We start from the raw sequence: 15,764 nt of genomic DNA, 5'->3' as shown, positions 1-15,764 counted from the left end.
GGAGTTAACTGGCCCGCGACTCACGGCGCCCGACCGCCGTCCGGGGGCGGCTCGGAGTGTTCGGGGTGGAGTTCTGCGCACAGTGTCGTGCGAGGGGGAGAACCGTGTTGCGAAGCGTGGGGCAGAGGCGAGTGACCGGCGAGGGCGTGGACCCCAGGGTGGCCGAACTGCGGGCCGCCGTGTCCCGGCTCCGGCGCGAACTGGCCGCGCACCGGGTCGAGTTCACCGACCGGGGGATCGCCGAGGACGAGCTCGCCGCCCTTGACGCCATGGCGCTCAGCGGCGACCCCGAGGTACGGCGGCTGCGCCGCTCGCTGCTGCTCGTCGCGGGCTCCGTCGGCTCCGTCAGCGCCCTCGCCGAAGGCCTCGCCGGGGTCCGGCGCGCGGTCGAGCTCTTCGGTCCCCCGCAGCCCGGGCGGTAGGCCCGCGACGGGCGGACGGGCGGACGGGCGGACGGGCGGACGGGCGGACGGGCGGCAGGTCGGCAGATGGCGGCCGGTGTCGGGGTCGGGGGCGGGCCGGTCCGACGGTCTGCGGCGGCCTGGCCCGGGCCGGGGGCCGAGCCCCGGGGCGTGCTTCCCTTTCACCCACTTGACCTGGTCGCCGTGCCGGTGCCGCCGGGCACGAGTTGGGTGGAACCCGGACACCCCGAGCCCGGACACCCCGAGAACGGAACCTGCCATGTACGAGATGCACATCGCGCCCGACAACTCCAGCGGACTCCTGGTCTGGCACGTGATCGCCAAACAGGCGGGCAGCAGCCTCTGCGGTCAGACCGTCGACCGCGACGCGGACGGGATGCGGACGGACCGGCACTGTCTGCCGTGCATGCGGTCCTTCCAGGACCTGATGGCCGCCCGGGCCGACACGTCGGCCGAGGGCCGGTCGGACGGCCTCACCGTCTGATCAGCCGTCGCGCCGTCGCCGCCGCCACCGCCGCCGTGCGCGAGTCCACGCCCAGCTTCGCGAAGACGTGCACCAGGTGGGACTTCACCGTCGCCTGGCTCAGGAACAGCGCCTTGCTGATCTGCTGGTTCGACAGGCCCTCGCTCACCAGTTGGAGCACCTCCAGCTCGCGCCTGGTCAGGGCCTCCGCCGGGGTCCGCATCCGGTCCATCAGCCGGTGGGCCACCGCCGGTGCGAGGGCCGACTGGCCGGCCGCCGCCGTCCGGACCGCCGCCGCCAGCTCCTCCGGCGGCGCGTCCTTCAGGAGGTAGCCGGAGGCGCCCGCCTCCACCGCCGCCAGGATGTCCGCGTCCGTGTCGTACGTCGTCAGGACCAGCACCTTCGGCCCGCCCGGCACCGCCGTGATCGCCGCCGTCGCCTCCGAGCCGTGCATCCCGGCCCCGAACTGCAGGTCCATCAGGACCACGTCCACGTCCCCGGCGCCGGCCAGCTCCACCGCGCGCTCGGCCGTGGCCGCCTCCGCGACCACCGCGAAGTCCGGCTCGGTGTCGAGGACCGCGCGCAGGCCCGCCCGTACCACCGGGTGGTCGTCGGCGAGGAGGAGTCGGATGGTCATGCGGACGCTCCGGCGGGGAGGGGGAGGGAGACGGCGACGGCGGTGCCCTGGCCGGGCGCGGACTCGACGGTGAACGTGCCGCCCAGCGACTCCGCCCGCGAGCGCATCGCGGGAAGCCCGAAACCGCCGTCCGAGGAGGGGCGTACGGACGCGGGGTCGAAGCCCCGGCCGTCGTCGACCACGTCCAGGGTCACCGACGCGTCCATGAACGACAAGGTGATCTCCGCCCGCGAGGCCGAGGCGTGCCGCACCGTGTTCGCGAGCGCCGACTGCGCGATCCGCAGCAGCGCCACCTCGTACGGGGTCGGCAGCTCGACCGGCGTGCCGCTCACCGAGAACCGGACCCGAGGCCCGCTCCCGGGGCCGCCCTCGGGCACGTCCCCGGGGTCGGCCCCGCCCCCGGGGACGTGCGCGCTCGCATCGAACGGCCCCTCCGGGTCCGTCCCGGAACCAGGCCCGGAGCCCGGCCCGGAACCAGGCCCGAAGCCCGGCCCCGGACCAGCCCCGGAACCCGGCTCGCACAGCCGCTCCAGCGCCGCCGCGAGGGAGCCGTGCTCCAGGTCCGGCGGCGAGAGCGCCCGGACGAAGCGCCGCGCCTCCGCCAGGTTGTCCTGCGCCGCCTCGCGGGCCCGGCCGATGTGGCCCGACGCGGGGGAGTCCGGCGGGAGCACCCGCTCGGCCGCCCGCAGCAGCAGCTGGATCGAGGACAGGCCCTGCGCGAGCGTGTCGTGGATCTCCCGCGCCAGCCGCTCCCGCTCGGCGAGCGTCCCCGCGTGCCGCTCCGCCGCCGCCAGCTCCGCCCGCGTCTCCATCAGCTCCTCGATGAGCCGCCGCCGGCGCTCGCTCTCCCGGTACAGCGCCTGGTAGCCGAGGACCGTCGCCACCGCGACCGCGGCGCCGAGCAGCGGCCCGATGAAGACCCCCGGATTGAGCGCGGCGCCGTGTCCCACGTACGAGAGGATCGCCGCGCCCGCCGTCAGCGCCACGGCCGGCAGCGACCAGCGCGTGGGCAGCAGGTGCAGCTGGAGGAAGTACAGGGGGAAGGCCAGCCAGAGCGCTTCCGGGGTGAGCCAGAGCAGTCCGAGCCAGGAGGCCCCGAGGACCGTCAGCCACGCGGTGGCGGCGCGCTGCGAGCTCCGCACGGACGGCAGGTACGAGCCGGCCGCGTAGATCCCGCCCATGACCGCCGCCATCGCCGTCCCTGCGGCCGAGTCCGCCCGCACCGCCGCCAGGACGAGCAGCCCCGCCATGAGGAGGTGCAGGCAGAGGCGCAGTGCGCGCAGGGCGGGGGTGAGGGAGCGGGGATCCATGATCCCTCCAGCGTAGGCACCGGGCGACGATCCGGGCTCAACCGAAAGTTTGATTGCGGAGCCATCCGTGGCGCGATGCCCGTGGGGGGCCTCGCGGACCACTCTGGTCGGCATGTTCGTGGCATGGAGAGACCTGAGATTCGCCAAGGGGCGTTTCACCCTCATGGGCACGGTGATCGTGCTGATCACTCTGCTCGTGGGGTTGCTGTCCGGGCTGACCGCCGGACTCGCGCGAGAGAACGTCTCCGCGATCACCGGTCTGCCCGCCGACCGGCTGGCCTTCGCGGCGCCGCCGTCCGGGCAGTCGGCCTCCTTCACCAACTCGACGGTGACGGAGGAGCAGTGGCGCGGCTGGGCGGGGCGGCCCGGGGTGACGGGGGCCGATCCGCTCGGCATCCGCACCCTGAACGCCACCGCCGGGGAGCGCACCGCCGCCGTCTCCGCCTTCGGTGCGGAACCGGACGCGGGACTCGCCCCCGCCGCCGTCGGCGCGGGCAGGACCGTCCTGTCCGAGTCGGCGGCTCAGGAGCTGGCCGTGCGGGCCGGTGACCGGGTCCGCCTCGGCCCGCTGGAGGTCACCGTCGCGGCGGTCGCGGGCGACGCCTCGTACAGCCACACGCCCGTGGCGTGGACCTCCCTCGACGACTGGCAGAAGCTCGGCCGCAGCGGCACCACCGCCCAGGAGCAGGCCACCGTGATCGCGCTCAGCGGCGACGGCGTGGACTGGGCGGCGGGCGACGAGGCCGCCGGCACCGAGGCCCGCACCCTCGACGGGGCCCTCACCGCCATAGGGTCCTACCAGGCCGAGAACGGCTCGCTGCAGCTGATGCGCGGTTTCCTCTTCGCCATCTCCGCGCTCGTCATAGGAGCCTTCTTCACCGTCTGGACCATCCAGCGCAGCGGCGACGTCGCCGTCCTCAAGGCGCTCGGCGCCTCCACCCCGTACCTCCTCAAGGACGCCCTCGGGCAGGCCGTCCTCATGCTCACGGCGGGCACCCTGCTCGGCACCGCGCTCGCGGTCGGCATCGGCGCCCTGGTCAGCGGCGGGAACGTGCCCTTCGTCCTGGAACCGCTCACCGTCCTCGGGCCGGCCGCCGTGATCGTCGTCCTCGGTGTCCTCGGCGCCGCCCTGTCCATCCGGCGGATCACCGCCGTCGATCCCCTCACCGCCCTCGGGAGCGCCCGATGAGCCTCGTCCTCGACGCCGTCACCCTCACCTACCCCGACGGCGACGGCCGGCTCACCGCCCTCGACGCCGTCTCCCTCGCCGTCCCCGCCGGCACGCTCACGGCCGTCGTCGGCCCCTCGGGCTCCGGCAAGTCCAGCCTCCTCGCGGTCGCCGCCACCCTGGTGACCCCGGACGAGGGGCGGGTCGTCGTCGCCGGTACGGACACGGGGGCGCTCGGCGCGGCCGCCAAGGCGGAGCTGCGCCGGGAGCACATCGGGATCGTCTTCCAGCAGCCCAATCTGCTGCCCTCGCTGAGCGCGGCGGAGCAGCTCCAGGTGATGGCCCATCTGTCGGGACGTCCCCCGAAGGCGGTACGGGACCGGGCCATGGACCTCCTCGACGCGGTGGGCCTCGCGGACCGGGCCCACCGGCGGCCGCACCAGCTGTCGGGCGGTCAGCGGCAGCGCGTGAACATCGCGCGGGCGCTGATGAACGAGCCGTCCGTGCTCCTGGTCGACGAGCCGACGAGCGCCCTGGACCACGAGCGGGGGGCGGCGGTCATGGACCTCCTCGCCGCGCTGACGGCCGAGCGCGGGACGGCGACGGTCCTGGTCACCCACGACCGCACGCACCTGGCCCGGGCGGACCGCACGGTGACGGTCCAGGACGGCCGTCTGACGGAGCCGGTGCGGGCCTGAGGCGGGTCGGTCGTCCGGTTCGGCGGGCCCGGGGAGGGTCGGTCATCCCGCTCGGTGGGCCCGGGAGCGGGCCCGCCACCCCAGGGCGACCGAGACCAGGCCCACCAGCACGGCGACGTACGCGCCGCCGAGGCCGTTGCCGGTGCCGAGCCCGCCGTCGGCGGTGACCGCGACCGCCGCCCCGACGGCCACGGCGACCGGTCCGGCCACGAGAGCCGTGAGGGAACCGTTCCAGCGGGCCCGGTCGCGGAGACGCCCCCGGCCCGTCGTGCGGGACAGTGCGAGGCCGCCGTCGACCGCGCCGAGGAGGCCGACCAGCGCGGCCACGGAGGATGCGACGCGGCCGACGCTCAGGGTGCGGACGCTCGCGGCGACCGGCTGGACGGCGGGTTCGGCGGCCGCCGGCACGGCGAGCGCGAGGCCGCCGATCAGGACGGCTCCGGTCAGGGCGAGCACGGTGCGGACCGACATGGGGGCTCCTTCTCCTCGGGGAACGGGACCTCCCGAGCATGGGTGCCGGGCCGGCCGCGCGTCGTCCGGCGGGCGCGGTCACTTCGCGCTGCCGCGGGCGCGGCAGGAACGGGCGGACTACCGCGTCCGCGGTAGTCGCGGCTCCTCCGCGGGCGGGATCCGCCCGCGCCTCCCGCGCGGCTAGGGTGCGCGCATGATCAGAGGACGGTTCGGTGTCCCGGGCGGCGTCGTCGACGCGGCGATCGCCGTCGGCCTGACGGGGGCGCTGCTGCTCACCGGGGCTTCCGGGGAGCACGCGGCCGACGGCCCCGCCCTCCTGGGCCTCGGGTTCCTCGCCGTCGGCGGACTGGCCCTGGCCGCGCGCCGCCGCGCTCCGGTCGCCGTCCTGGTCGTGACCGGGCTGTGCGCGGTCGGCCATCAGACGGCCGGTTTCGACGTGCCCGCCGTCGCGTACCTGTTCGCGGTGTACGCGGCCGTACGGGCGGGGCACCGCTCCGTCACGGTCGCGGTGAGCGTGCTCGTGCTCGCCGCCCTGCCGGTGGCGGCGCTGGCCTCGGGCCTGCACGACACGGGCGAGGCGTTCGCGCGGGCCCGCGGCGCCCTGGAGCTGGCCTGGCTGGTGGCCGCCGGCGCCGCGGGGGAGGCGCTGCGGCAGGCCGAGCGGCGGGCGGACGAGGCCGAGCGCACCCGGGAGGAGACCGCGCGCCGCCGCGCCGACGAGGAACGGCTGCGCATCGCGCGCGAGCTGCACGACTCGCTCACCCACCAGATCTCGATCATCAAGGTGCAGTCCGAGGTCGCGGTGCACGTGGCCCGCCGGCGCGGCGAGCGGGTGCCGGAGGCGCTGCTCGCGATCCAGGAGGCCGGCCGGGAGGCGACCCGGGAACTGCGGGCCACCCTGGAGGCGCTGCGCGACGACGACACGGCCCCGCCGCGCGGCCTCGCCGACGTTCCGGACCTGGTGGCGCGGGCCCGGCTGACCGGTCTGGACGCGACGCTGACGATCGAGGGCGAGGGGTCCGGGGTGCCGGTCGCGGTGGACAGGACCGTCTACCGGATCGTCCAGGAGTCGCTCACCAACATCGCCCGCCACGCGGACGCGGCTACGGCCTCGGTACGGATCGACTGCCGCCCCGACGCCCTGACCGTACGGGTCGACGACGACGGGAAGGCGGCGCCGGGCGCCGTGCCGACGCCCGGCACGGGGCTGCTCGGGATGCGCGAACGGGTCGCCGCCCTCGGCGGGGGCCTGAGCGCGCGGCCGCGTACGGAGGGCGGCTTCACCGTCCGGGCCCGGCTCCCCCTGGAGCGGACCTCGTGATCCGCGTCCTGCTGGTCGACGACCAGCCGCTCATCCGCAGCGGGTTCCGCGCGCTCCTCGGCCTGGAGGACGACATCCGGGTGGTGGGCGAGGCCGGCGACGGCCGGGAGGGGCTGGCCCTGGCGGAGGAGCACCTGCCGGACATCGCGCTCGTGGACATCCGGATGCCCGTCATGGACGGCGTCGAGCTGACCCGGCGCATCGCCGCCGATCCGGCTCTGGCCGGGGTGCACGTGGTCGTCCTGACCAACTACGGCCTGGACGAGTACGTCTTCGAGGCGCTGCGCGCGGGCGCCGCCGGGTTCCTGGTCAAGGACGTCCTGCCGGAGGACTTCCTGCACGCCGTGCGGGTCGCGGCGCGCGGTGACGCGCTGCTCGCGCCGTCGATCACGCGCAGGCTCATCGACCGGTACGTCTCCGAGCCGCTCGGGACGGGCCCCGGCACCGGTCTGGAGGAGTTGACCAAACGCGAGCGCGAGGCCGTGGCCCTGGTCGCGCGGGGCCTGTCCAACGACGAGATCGCGAACTGCATGGTGATCACGCCGATGACCGCGAAGACCCACGTCAACCGGGCCATGGTCAAGACCGGGGCCCGCGACCGGGCCCAACTGGTCGTCCTCGCCTACGAGTCGGGTCTGGTGTCACCGCGTGCTCCCCGGCCCTGACGCACGACGTCGGGGCCGACGGCCCGGCGGCCGTCGCGCGCGCGTGCGTCTTCACGACTCTGGGGACGCCCTCCCGGGGACGGGCCCGGAGGGCGTCCCGGGGCTCAGCCCTGGCCGTTGCCCGAGGTGTTCGCCAGGGCCGTCGACAGTTCGCGGGCCACTTCCTGGAGGATCGGGACGATCTTCTCCGTGGCCGCCTCGGTGACCCGGCCCGCCGGGCCCGAGATGGAGATGGCCGCCGCGGTGGGGGAGTCCGGCACGGGGACGGCGAGGCAGCGGACTCCTATCTCCTGCTCGTTGTCGTCGACCGCGTAGCCCGTCGCGCGGACCGCCACGAGCGCGTCGAGGAAGCCGTCCGGCGTGGTGATGGTCTTCTCGGTCGCGGCGGGCATGCCGGTGCGGGCGAGCAGCGCCCGTACCTCCTCCGCCGGCGTGTGCGCCAGGAGCGCCTTGCCGACGCCGGTCGAGTGCGGCAGGACCCGGCGGCCCACCTCGGTGAACATGCGCATGGAGTGCTTGGACGGCACCTGCGCGACGTACACGATCTCGTCGCCGTCGAGCAGTGCCATGTTCGCGGTCTCGCCGGTCTCCTCGACGAGCCGCGCCAGGTAGGGGCGGGCCCAGGTGCCGAGCAGGCGGGAGGCGGACTCGCCGAGCCGGATGAGCCGGGGACCGAGGGCGTACCGGCGGTTGGGCTGCTGGCGCACGTAGCCGCAGGCGACGAGGGTGCGCATCAGACGGTGGATGGTGGGGAGCGGGAGTCCGCTGCTGGCGGAGAGCTCGCTCAGCCCGACCTCGCCCCCGGCGTCGGCCATCCGCTCCAGGAGGTCGAAGGCGCGCTCAAGGGACTGGACGCCCCCGCTCGCGGCGGGCTTGGCGGCGTCGGTGGTGCTGGCGCTGGACGTCGGCACGTCAACGGTCCTTTCGGGGCAGGCGGGCAAGGCAGCAGCCTACCGGGCCGCCGGTCGGGGCACACGGGCCCGGTGTCGGCGTCAGCGCCGGTCAGGGGGTGTTTGTCCGGTGTCGGTGACGGCCCGGAGCGGTCCGGGTCCGGCTCGCATGTGCAGAGCTACCTTCTACTGTACGAAATTTCCATTCCACTTTGTGGAAACCTCTAAGACGGGTCCTCCGGCGGCCGATGCTGGAAGTGTGCCCTTGACGACCCCTCGCTCGGAAGTGAAGACTCCTTTTCAACAGTTCGTTGAAATTCCCGCTCTCTCTGCGGATCGCTCGAAGATTAGGGGTACGGGTGGACGTCAACCTGGTCCTGCGCTCGACACGCGTCATCACCCCCGAGGGGACGCGCCCGGCGTCGATCGCCGTCTCCGGAGGGACGATCGCGGCCGTACTGCCGTACGACGCCGAGGTGCCCGCCGGCGCCCGGCTCGAGGACGTCGGCGACGACGTCGTCCTCCCCGGCCTCGTCGACACCCACGTCCACGTGAACGACCCGGGCCGCACCGAGTGGGAGGGCTTCTGGACCGCCACCCGCGCGGCCGCCGCCGGTGGCATCACCACCCTGCTCGACATGCCGCTCAACTCGCTGCCCCCGACCACCACCGTGGAGAACCTGCGCGTCAAGCAGGAGGTCGCCCGCAGCAAGGCCCACATCGACGTCGGCTTCTGGGGCGGTGCCCTGCCGGACAACGTCAAGGACCTGCGCCCCCTCCACGACGCCGGCGTCTTCGGCTTCAAGTGCTTCCTCTCGCCCTCCGGCGTCGAGGAGTTCCCCGAGCTCGACCAGGAGCAGCTGGCCAACTCGCTCGCCGAGATCTCCGGCTTCGGCGGCCTGATGATCGTGCACGCCGAGGACCCGCACCACCTCGCCGCCGCCCCCCAGCGGGCGGGCGGCGCGTACGCCGACTTCCTCGCCTCCCGCCCCCGGGACGCCGAGAACACGGCCATCGAGAACCTGATCAACCAGGCCCGCCGGCTCAACGCCCGCGTCCACGTCCTGCACCTCTCCTCCTCGGACGCGCTGCCGGCCCTCGCCGCCGCCAAGGCCGAGGGCGTGAAGATCACCGTCGAGTCCTGCCCGCACTTCCTCACGCTCACGGCCGAGGAGATCCCGGACGGCGCCACCGAGTTCAAGTGCTGCCCGCCCATCCGCGAGGCCTCGAACCAGGACGCCCTGTGGCAGGGGCTCGCGGACGGCACGATCGACTGCATCGTCTCCGACCACTCCCCGTCCACCGCCGACCTGAAGACCCCGGACTTCGCCTCCGCCTGGGGCGGCATCTCCTCCCTCCAGCTCGGCCTGCCGGCCATCTGGACCGAGGCCCGCCGCCGCGGCCACACCCTGGAGGACGTCGTCCGCTGGATGTCCGAGGGCCCGGCCCGGCTCGCCGGACTCACCCGCAAGGGCGCCATCGAGGCCGGTCGCGACGCCGACTTCGCCGTCCTCGCCCCCGAGGCCACCTTCACCGTCGACCCGGCCGAGCTCCAGCACCGCAACCGGATCACCGCCTACGCGGGCAAGACCCTCAGCGGCGTCGTCACCTCCACCTGGCTGCGCGGCGAGCGGATCGCCGACCACGGCACCCTCGCCGAGCCCTCCGGCCGCCTCCTCGAAAGGAACAACTGACGTGTCGTCCCTACCCCGCTTCACCGGTGACGCGAGCCCCTACGGCGGCGGCGACCCGTACGCCGACTACCGGACGGCCGACTTCCCCTTCGCCCAGTACGCGGACCTCGCGGACCGGCGCCTGGGCGCGGGCGTCATCGCGGCCAACGACGAGTTCTTCGCCGAGCGCGAGAACCTGCTCAAGCCCGAGGCCGCCGAGTTCGACCCCGAGCACTTCGGCCACAAGGGCAAGATCATGGACGGCTGGGAGACCCGTCGCCGCCGCGGCGTCTCGGCCCGGCAGCCGCACCCCACCGAGGACGACCACGACTGGGCCCTGGTACGCCTCGGCGCGCCCGGCGTCGTCCGCGGCATCGTCGTCGACACCGCCCACTTCCGCGGCAACTACCCGCAGGCCGTCTCCGTCGAGGCCGCCTCCGTGGCCGGCTCGCCCTCGCCCGAGGAGCTCCTCGCCGACGACGTGAAGTGGACGACGCTGGTCCCGCGCACCGCGGTCGGCGGCCACGCCGCCAACGGCTTCGCCGTCGACGTCGAGCAGCGCTTCACGCACCTGCGCGTCAACCAGCACCCCGACGGCGGCATCGCCCGCCTCCGCGTCCACGGCGAGGTCGCCCCGGACCCGGCGTGGCTCGGCGTCCTCGGCACCTTCGACCTCGCGGCCCTGGAGAACGGCGGCCAGGTCGAGGACGCCTCGGACCGCTTCTACTCCCCGGCCACCAACACCATCCAGCCGGGCCGCTCCCGCAAGATGGACGACGGCTGGGAGACCCGCCGCCGCCGCGACAAGGGCAACGACTGGATCCGCTACGGCCTGGTCGCCGAGTCCGAGATCCGCGCCGTCGAGATCGACACCGCCTACCTCAAGGGCAACAGCGCGGGCTGGGCCGCCCTCTCCGTCGCGGCCGAGGGCTCGGAGGAGTGGACCGAGATCCTGCCCCGGACCCGCCTCCAGCCCGACACCAACCACCGGTTCGTGCTCGACGCCCCGGCCGTCGGCTCCCGCGTCCGGATCGACATCTACCCGGACGGCGGCATCTCCCGCCTCCGCCTCTTCGGCTCCCTCACGGAGGCCGGTACGGCGCGGCTGACCGCCCGCCACCAGGAGCTCGGCGGCTGACCGGCTCCTCCACCGACTGGGCGGGCACGACACCCCGCCCGGCCCGCGAGGGCGCACCGACCCGACAGCACCGGTGCGCCCTCGCGCCACCCTTTTCGAGGGCTCGGCTCGCCTCAGGGCGCCCGGAGCCGGGCTCACGGCCCCGACCGTGCTCGCCTCCCTCGTTCCTCGGGGGGCTCCGCGCGCTCGGGGCCGTTCCCCCGGCGGCGTCCTCCGGCTCGCTCGCCGGGCCCCGCGCGCGAGCCCTACGCCGCGTGCCCGCCGTCCACCGAGAACTCGGCGCCCGTCACGTACCGCCCGCCGGGCCCCGCCAGGAAGGCGACCATCGCCGCCACCTCGTCCGGGGTGCCGAAGCGGCCGAGCGCCGTCAGGGCGGCCTGCCCCTCCGCGTACGGTCCGTCCGCCGGGTTCATGTCGGTGTCGACCGGACCGGGGTGGACGATGTTCGCCGTGATGCCCCGCCCGCCCAGCTCCCGGGCGAGCGCCTTCGTCAGGCCGATCAGCGCGGCCTTGCTCATCGTGTAGAGGCTCCCTCCGGGGCCCGGCACCCGCTGGGTCATGCAGGTGCCGATCGTGACGATCCGGCCGCCCTCGGGCAGCCGCGCCGCAGCCGTCTGCGAGGCGAGGAAGGCCGCCCGGACGTTCACCGCGAGGACCCGGTCCACGTCCGCGAGGGAGAGCGACTCCAACGGGCCGAGGACGCCGGCCCCGACGTTGTTCACCAGGACGTCGAGCCGGCCGAGGGCGTCCGCCGCCCACTCCACCGCGCCCGCCGCGTCCCCGGCGTCGGCCGCGTCGGCCCGCAGGGGGAGCGCCTTGCGGCCGGCCGCCTCGATCCGCCCGGCGACCTCCTCGGCCCGCACCTCGTCCTGGACGTAGGTGAAGGCCACGTCGGCGCCCTCCCGGGCCAGCCGGACCGCCGTCGCCGCGCCGATCCCCCGGCTGCCACCCGTCACCAGGACCGCCGTGCCGTTCATCGTGGACATCCCGAAACCTCCGTGAGAAGCACCAACCGGTTGCGGGTTCCATGAAAGTCGGCGGGGCGGCCGGACACCGGCAGGAATCAGACGCCGACCCCGACGCCCCGCGTACGGCGGGTCGCTGATCCGGGCAGAGGGGGGCCCGGACCGAGGGAAGCCCGGATCGGAGGAAAGGTGTAGCCGCCATGGGACCGTCCGGGTACGGTGATCGCTCCGAGTGCGAGCCGCCGAAGTCTCCACCCCGTCCAGAGAGTCGGAGAACCGGCCCGCGATGTCAGCTTCGTCGATCGCCGCACCCGTGACCCTCGGCGCCCCGCGTCGCGCCTGGCTCACCGACCTGCCCGTCCTGTTCGTCGCCCTCGTCTGGGGCACCAGCTACCTCGCGGCCAAGGGCATCACCACCGGCCACACCGTCATCGCGGTCCTCGTGCTGCGGTTCGCCGTGGTGCTGCCCGTCCTCGTCGCCGCCGGCCGGCGCCGGCTCCGGGCCCTGAGCGCGGCCCAGTGGCGCGGCGCCGCGACCCTCGGGCTGATCCTCAGCGGGATCTTCCTCCTGGAGACGTACGGCGTCGTCCACACCTCCGCCACCAACGCGGGTCTGATCATCAGCCTGACCATGATCTTCACCCCGCTCGCCGAGGCCGCCGTCACCCGCGTCCTCCCGCCCCGCGCCTTCCTCGCCGCCGCCGCGCTCTCCGTCACCGGCGTCGTCCTGCTGACCCAGGGCGGAGGCTTCACCGCCCCCTCCGCCGGCGATCTGCTCATGCTGCTCGCCGCCCTCGCCCGCACCGTCCACGTCCTGGCCATGTCCCGGATCGAGGCGGTCCGGTCGGCCGACTCGCTCTCCCTCACCACCGTCCAGCTCGGCTCCGCCGTCGCCGTGTTCGCCGTCATCGCCGCCCTCCCCGGAACCGGCGCCCCGCCCTGGGCCGTCGCCCTCGACTTCGGCCCGCGCGAGTGGGCCGGGCTCCTCTTCCTCTCCGTCTTCTGCACGCTCTTCGCCTTCTTCGTGCAGATGTGGGCCGTCCGTCGCACCTCGCCCTCCCGGGTCAGCCTCCTCCTCGGCACCGAACCGCTCTGGGCCGCCGCCGCGGGCATCGCCCTCGCCGGCGACCGCCCCGGCGTCCTCGGCCTCGGGGGCGCGGTCCTCGTCCTCGCGGGCACCAGTTGGGGCCGCCGCACGGTCGACAAGGGCGCCGGGTAGGTTCTTCGACCATGCGTTCACTCGTGTACGACAACGCGTTCCGCGCCCGCGCCCGACGCACCCAGGGCTGGGGCCTGGGCCTGCTCGCCGTGGCCGCCCTGCTCTGGGTCTGGTTCGGCGTCCTCCTCCTCACCCCGTACGAGGACGCCGACGGCGGTGGCAGCCCCTGCCCCGCCCTCCTCGCCAGCGACTACGTCCACGAGGAGGACTGCGTCGAATCCCGCGACTGGCCCGGGACGCTCGCCCTGCTCGGCGGCTCCGTCCCCTTCGCCGTCATCGGCTCCGTCCTCTACACGAGCGGCGCCGTCTCCCACCGCATGGCCGAGCACCTGGCCGAGGTCAACCGCCTCGACCGCGCGAGCGCCTGACCGCAGGGGAACCGCTCCCTCAGGCCTTGGCCATGCGCCCTCCCGCCATCGCGAGGACCAGTCCGACGACCGCGATGACGACGTTCGTGAACAACTCGCGGCCCTCCAGGAACCCCACGTTCTCCGTGAGGAACCGGGTCAGGCCCATGAAGTGGAACCAGCCGCCGGTCAGCTCGCGGATCACCCCGGCGACGCCGGCCACGAGCAGCAGGACTCCGAGGCCCTCGAGAAATCTCTTCATGATCCGATCCTGGCGGGGCGGGCCGACCGGTCGCGTCCGCCGGTCGTCCATCGCCGCCGATACCAAAGTATCGACCTCGACGACTCCGGTAGCCCGACGGCCCGTACGCCCGTCGAACCGGGCCCGGCCTGCGTACATTTGCGGACGTGACTCGTACGGACCGGCAGCGTTGGCTGCTCCCCTCCCACCTGGTCGAACCGGGCGGGACCGGAGCGGCCCGGCCCCGCCGTACCCTCCGCGACTGGATCGTGGACACCTCCCTCTTCCTCCTCGCCGCGTTCGTCGGCCTCCTCGCCGCCGACACCAGCGCGGACTACACCAGCGAGACCGTCACGCTCCTCGACCAGCTGGCCGGCGCCGCCGCCTGCTGCGCCCTGTGGCTGCGCCGCCGCCGGCCCGTCGGGCTCCCCGTCGCCCTGGCCCTGGCGAACGTCGTGGCCCCGACCGCCGCCGGAGCCCTCCTCGCGAGCCTGTTCAGCGTCGCCGTGCGCCGTCCCTTCCGCGAGGTCGCCTGGATCGGCGCGCTCGCCGTCGCCACCTCGGTCGCCCAGGTCTTCGTCCGCCCCGATCCCACCACCAACGCCGGTCTGTCCGTCGCCCTCGGCGCCGTCCTCATCCTCCTCGTCACCGCCTGGGGCATGCTCGTCCGCTCCCGGCGCCAGCTCGTCGAAGCCCTCAGGGAGCGGGCCCGCCGGGCCGAGGCCGAGGCCGAACTGCGCGCCGCCCAGGCCCAGCGGCTCGCCCGCGAGGCCATCGCCCGCGAGATGCACGACGTGCTCGCCCACCGGCTCACCCTGCTGAGCGTGCACGCCGGAGCCCTGGAGTTCCGGCCGGACGCCCCGCCCGAGCAGATCGCCCGCGCCGCCGGAGTCATCCGCGACAGCGCCCACGAAGCCCTCCAGGACCTCCGCGAGATCATCGGCGTCCTGCGCGCCCCCGGCGAGAACGGCGACGGCGACCGGCCCCAGCCCACCCTCGCCACCCTCGACGCGCTGATCGACGAGTCCCGCGCGGCCGGTGCGGAGGTCGTCCTCGACACCACCGTCGACGACCCGGCCGCGGTGCCCGCCGCCACCGGCCGCACCGTCTACCGCATCGCGCAGGAGGCCCTCACCAACGCCCGCAAGCACGCCCCCGGCACCCCCGTCACCGTCACCGTGCGCGGCCGGCCCGGCGAAGGCCTCACCGTCGACGTCCGCAACCCGGCCCCCGCGGGCCCGGTGCCCCACGTCCCCGGCTCCGGCCAGGGACTCATCGGCCTCACCGAACGCGCCGCCCTCGCCGGCGGCCGAATGGAGCACGGCCCGGCCCCCGACGGCGGTTTCGCCCTGCACGCCTGGCTGCCGTGGCCGGCGTGACCTTCCGGCCGCCCCCTGCCGTGGTCGGCATGACCTTCCGACCCGCCCCCGCCGTACGCGCGGCTACCGTGGCCCCCATGACCATCCGGCTGATCGTCGTCGACGACGACCCCCTGGTCCGCGCGGGCCTCACCCTCATGCTCGGCGGCGCCGACGACCTCGAGATCGTCGGCGAGGGCGCCGACGGCCGGGACGTCCCCGCACTCGTCGACCGGCACGCCCCGGACGTCGTCCTCATGGACATCCGCATGCCCCACGTGGACGGCCTCACCGCCACCGAGCGGCTCCGGGCCCGCCCCGGCGCCCCCGAGGTCGTCGTCCTCACCACCTTCCACGCCGACGAACAGGTGCTGCGCGCCCTGCGGGCCGGCGCCGCCGGTTTCGTCCTCAAGGACACCCCGCCCGCGGAGATCGTCGCCGCCGTCCGCCGGGTCGCCGCGGGCGACCCCGTCCTCTCGCCGGCCGTCACCCGCCAGCTCATGACCCACGTCGCGGAGCGTCCGGAACAGCCACCGCGACGCGCCACGGCCGCCGGGCGCCTCGCCGAACTCGGCGACCGCGAGAGGGAGGTGGCCGCCGCCGTCGGGCACGGCCGGTCGAACGCCGAGATCGCCGCCGAGCTGTACATGAGCGTCCCCACGGTCAAGACCCACGTCTCCCGGATCCTCGCCAAGCTCGGCCTCAACAACCGCGTCCAGATCGCGCTCCTGGTGCACGACGCGGGCCTGCTGGACGGGACCGACGGAGACTAGTCGGA

Annotated in this window: 18 protein-coding genes; 12 read left to right on the top strand and 6 right to left on the bottom strand. The window is 74.8% G+C overall.

Annotated elements, in window-relative coordinates:
- Positions 1–104 precede the first annotated feature (104 nt).
- Both ACZ66Z_RS02890 and ACZ66Z_RS02885 read left to right on the top strand, forming a co-directional pair.
- Positions 105–422, top strand: a complete 318-nt coding sequence (locus ACZ66Z_RS02890) for a DUF5955 family protein (RefSeq protein WP_469932166.1) — start codon at positions 105–107, stop codon at positions 420–422.
- Positions 423–681: 259 nt separating this feature from the next.
- Positions 682–906 (top strand): hypothetical protein, encoded by a 225-nt coding sequence (locus ACZ66Z_RS02885; RefSeq protein ID WP_469932165.1) that lies wholly within the window; start codon positions 682–684, stop codon positions 904–906.
- Here the strand turns inward: ACZ66Z_RS02885 and ACZ66Z_RS02880 are convergent.
- Positions 896–1,522 carry a response regulator gene (locus ACZ66Z_RS02880; RefSeq protein ID WP_469932164.1) on the bottom strand — a complete coding sequence of 209 codons (627 nt, stop codon included), beginning with the start codon at positions 1,520–1,522 and terminating at the stop codon, positions 896–898. The genes ACZ66Z_RS02885 and ACZ66Z_RS02880 overlap by 11 nt on opposite strands.
- Positions 1,519–2,832, bottom strand: coding sequence for a sensor histidine kinase (locus tag ACZ66Z_RS02875; protein WP_469932163.1), 1,314 nt, complete (start codon positions 2,830–2,832; stop codon positions 1,519–1,521). The genes ACZ66Z_RS02880 and ACZ66Z_RS02875 overlap by 4 nt, the downstream gene beginning before the upstream one ends.
- 112 nt (positions 2,833–2,944) lie before the next feature.
- On the opposite strand from ACZ66Z_RS02875, the gene ACZ66Z_RS02870 reads away from it, so the two are divergent.
- Positions 2,945–4,021 (top strand): ABC transporter permease, encoded by a 1,077-nt coding sequence (locus ACZ66Z_RS02870; RefSeq protein ID WP_469932162.1) that lies wholly within the window; start codon positions 2,945–2,947, stop codon positions 4,019–4,021.
- Complete coding sequence (locus ACZ66Z_RS02865) at positions 4,018–4,698, top strand: ABC transporter ATP-binding protein (protein ID WP_469932161.1); 681 nt, start codon at positions 4,018–4,020, stop codon at positions 4,696–4,698. The genes ACZ66Z_RS02870 and ACZ66Z_RS02865 overlap by 4 nt, the downstream gene beginning before the upstream one ends.
- A gap of 42 nt (positions 4,699–4,740) precedes the next feature.
- Here ACZ66Z_RS02865 and ACZ66Z_RS02860 read toward each other — a convergent pair whose 3' ends face one another.
- On the bottom strand, positions 4,741–5,169 hold the full coding sequence (locus ACZ66Z_RS02860; protein WP_469932160.1) for a DUF6223 family protein: 429 nt from the start codon (positions 5,167–5,169) through the stop codon (positions 4,741–4,743).
- A gap of 193 nt (positions 5,170–5,362) precedes the next feature.
- Here ACZ66Z_RS02860 and ACZ66Z_RS02855 point away from each other — a divergent pair, with 193 nt between their 5' ends.
- Together ACZ66Z_RS02855 and ACZ66Z_RS02850 are read left to right on the top strand one after the other, a co-directional pair.
- The gene (locus ACZ66Z_RS02855; RefSeq protein WP_469932159.1) at positions 5,363–6,490 is read left to right on the top strand and encodes a sensor histidine kinase; all 1,128 of its coding nucleotides are present in this window, start codon (positions 5,363–5,365) and stop codon (positions 6,488–6,490) included.
- A complete protein-coding gene (locus ACZ66Z_RS02850) occupies positions 6,487–7,155 on the top strand; it encodes a response regulator (protein WP_469932158.1) in 669 nt (222 codons plus the stop codon). Before ACZ66Z_RS02855 ends, ACZ66Z_RS02850 begins: the two co-directional genes overlap by 4 nt.
- A gap of 104 nt (positions 7,156–7,259) precedes the next feature.
- On the opposite strand, the gene ACZ66Z_RS02845 is transcribed toward ACZ66Z_RS02850, so the two are convergent.
- Positions 7,260–8,066: an IclR family transcriptional regulator gene (locus tag ACZ66Z_RS02845; RefSeq protein WP_469932157.1), complete on the bottom strand. Its 807-nt coding sequence runs from the start codon at positions 8,064–8,066 to the stop codon at positions 7,260–7,262.
- 338 nt (positions 8,067–8,404) lie between these two features.
- Between ACZ66Z_RS02845 and allB the strand changes: the two genes are divergently transcribed.
- Positions 8,405–9,739 (top strand): allantoinase AllB, encoded by a 1,335-nt coding sequence (gene allB / locus ACZ66Z_RS02840; RefSeq protein WP_469932156.1) that lies wholly within the window; start codon positions 8,405–8,407, stop codon positions 9,737–9,739.
- 1 nt (position 9,740) lies between these two features.
- Positions 9,741–10,856 (top strand): allantoicase, encoded by a 1,116-nt coding sequence (alc, locus tag ACZ66Z_RS02835; RefSeq protein WP_469932155.1) that lies wholly within the window; start codon positions 9,741–9,743, stop codon positions 10,854–10,856.
- 245 nt (positions 10,857–11,101) lie between these two features.
- On the opposite strand, the gene ACZ66Z_RS02830 is transcribed toward alc, so the two are convergent.
- The gene (locus ACZ66Z_RS02830) at positions 11,102–11,842 is read right to left on the bottom strand and encodes an SDR family NAD(P)-dependent oxidoreductase (protein ID WP_469932154.1); all 741 of its coding nucleotides are present in this window, start codon (positions 11,840–11,842) and stop codon (positions 11,102–11,104) included.
- 265 nt (positions 11,843–12,107) lie between these two features.
- Here ACZ66Z_RS02830 and ACZ66Z_RS02825 point away from each other — a divergent pair, with 265 nt between their 5' ends.
- Entirely contained in the window at positions 12,108–13,040 is a 933-nt protein-coding gene (locus ACZ66Z_RS02825) for a DMT family transporter (RefSeq protein ID WP_469932153.1), read from the top strand.
- An 11-nt stretch (positions 13,041–13,051) separates the two neighbouring features.
- A complete protein-coding gene (locus ACZ66Z_RS02820; RefSeq protein WP_469932152.1) occupies positions 13,052–13,408 on the top strand; it encodes a hypothetical protein in 357 nt (118 codons plus the stop codon).
- 19 nt (positions 13,409–13,427) lie between these two features.
- Here the strand turns inward: ACZ66Z_RS02820 and ACZ66Z_RS02815 are convergent, their stop codons facing one another.
- A complete protein-coding gene (locus tag ACZ66Z_RS02815) occupies positions 13,428–13,649 on the bottom strand; it encodes a hypothetical protein (protein ID WP_469932151.1) in 222 nt (73 codons plus the stop codon).
- 146 nt (positions 13,650–13,795) lie between these two features.
- On the opposite strand from ACZ66Z_RS02815, the gene ACZ66Z_RS02810 reads away from it, so the two are divergent.
- On the top strand, positions 13,796–15,007 hold the full coding sequence (locus tag ACZ66Z_RS02810) for a sensor histidine kinase (protein ID WP_469932150.1): 1,212 nt from the start codon (positions 13,796–13,798) through the stop codon (positions 15,005–15,007).
- A 77-nt stretch (positions 15,008–15,084) separates the two neighbouring features.
- A complete protein-coding gene (locus ACZ66Z_RS02805; protein WP_469932149.1) occupies positions 15,085–15,759 on the top strand; it encodes a response regulator in 675 nt (224 codons plus the stop codon).
- Positions 15,760–15,764: the final 5 nt, after the last annotated feature.

The organism is Streptomyces sp. NPDC107498 (genome assembly GCF_055582805.1).
Note: the sequence above shows the minus strand (reverse complement) of the source record. Positions and strands in the feature narration are given on the sequence as shown.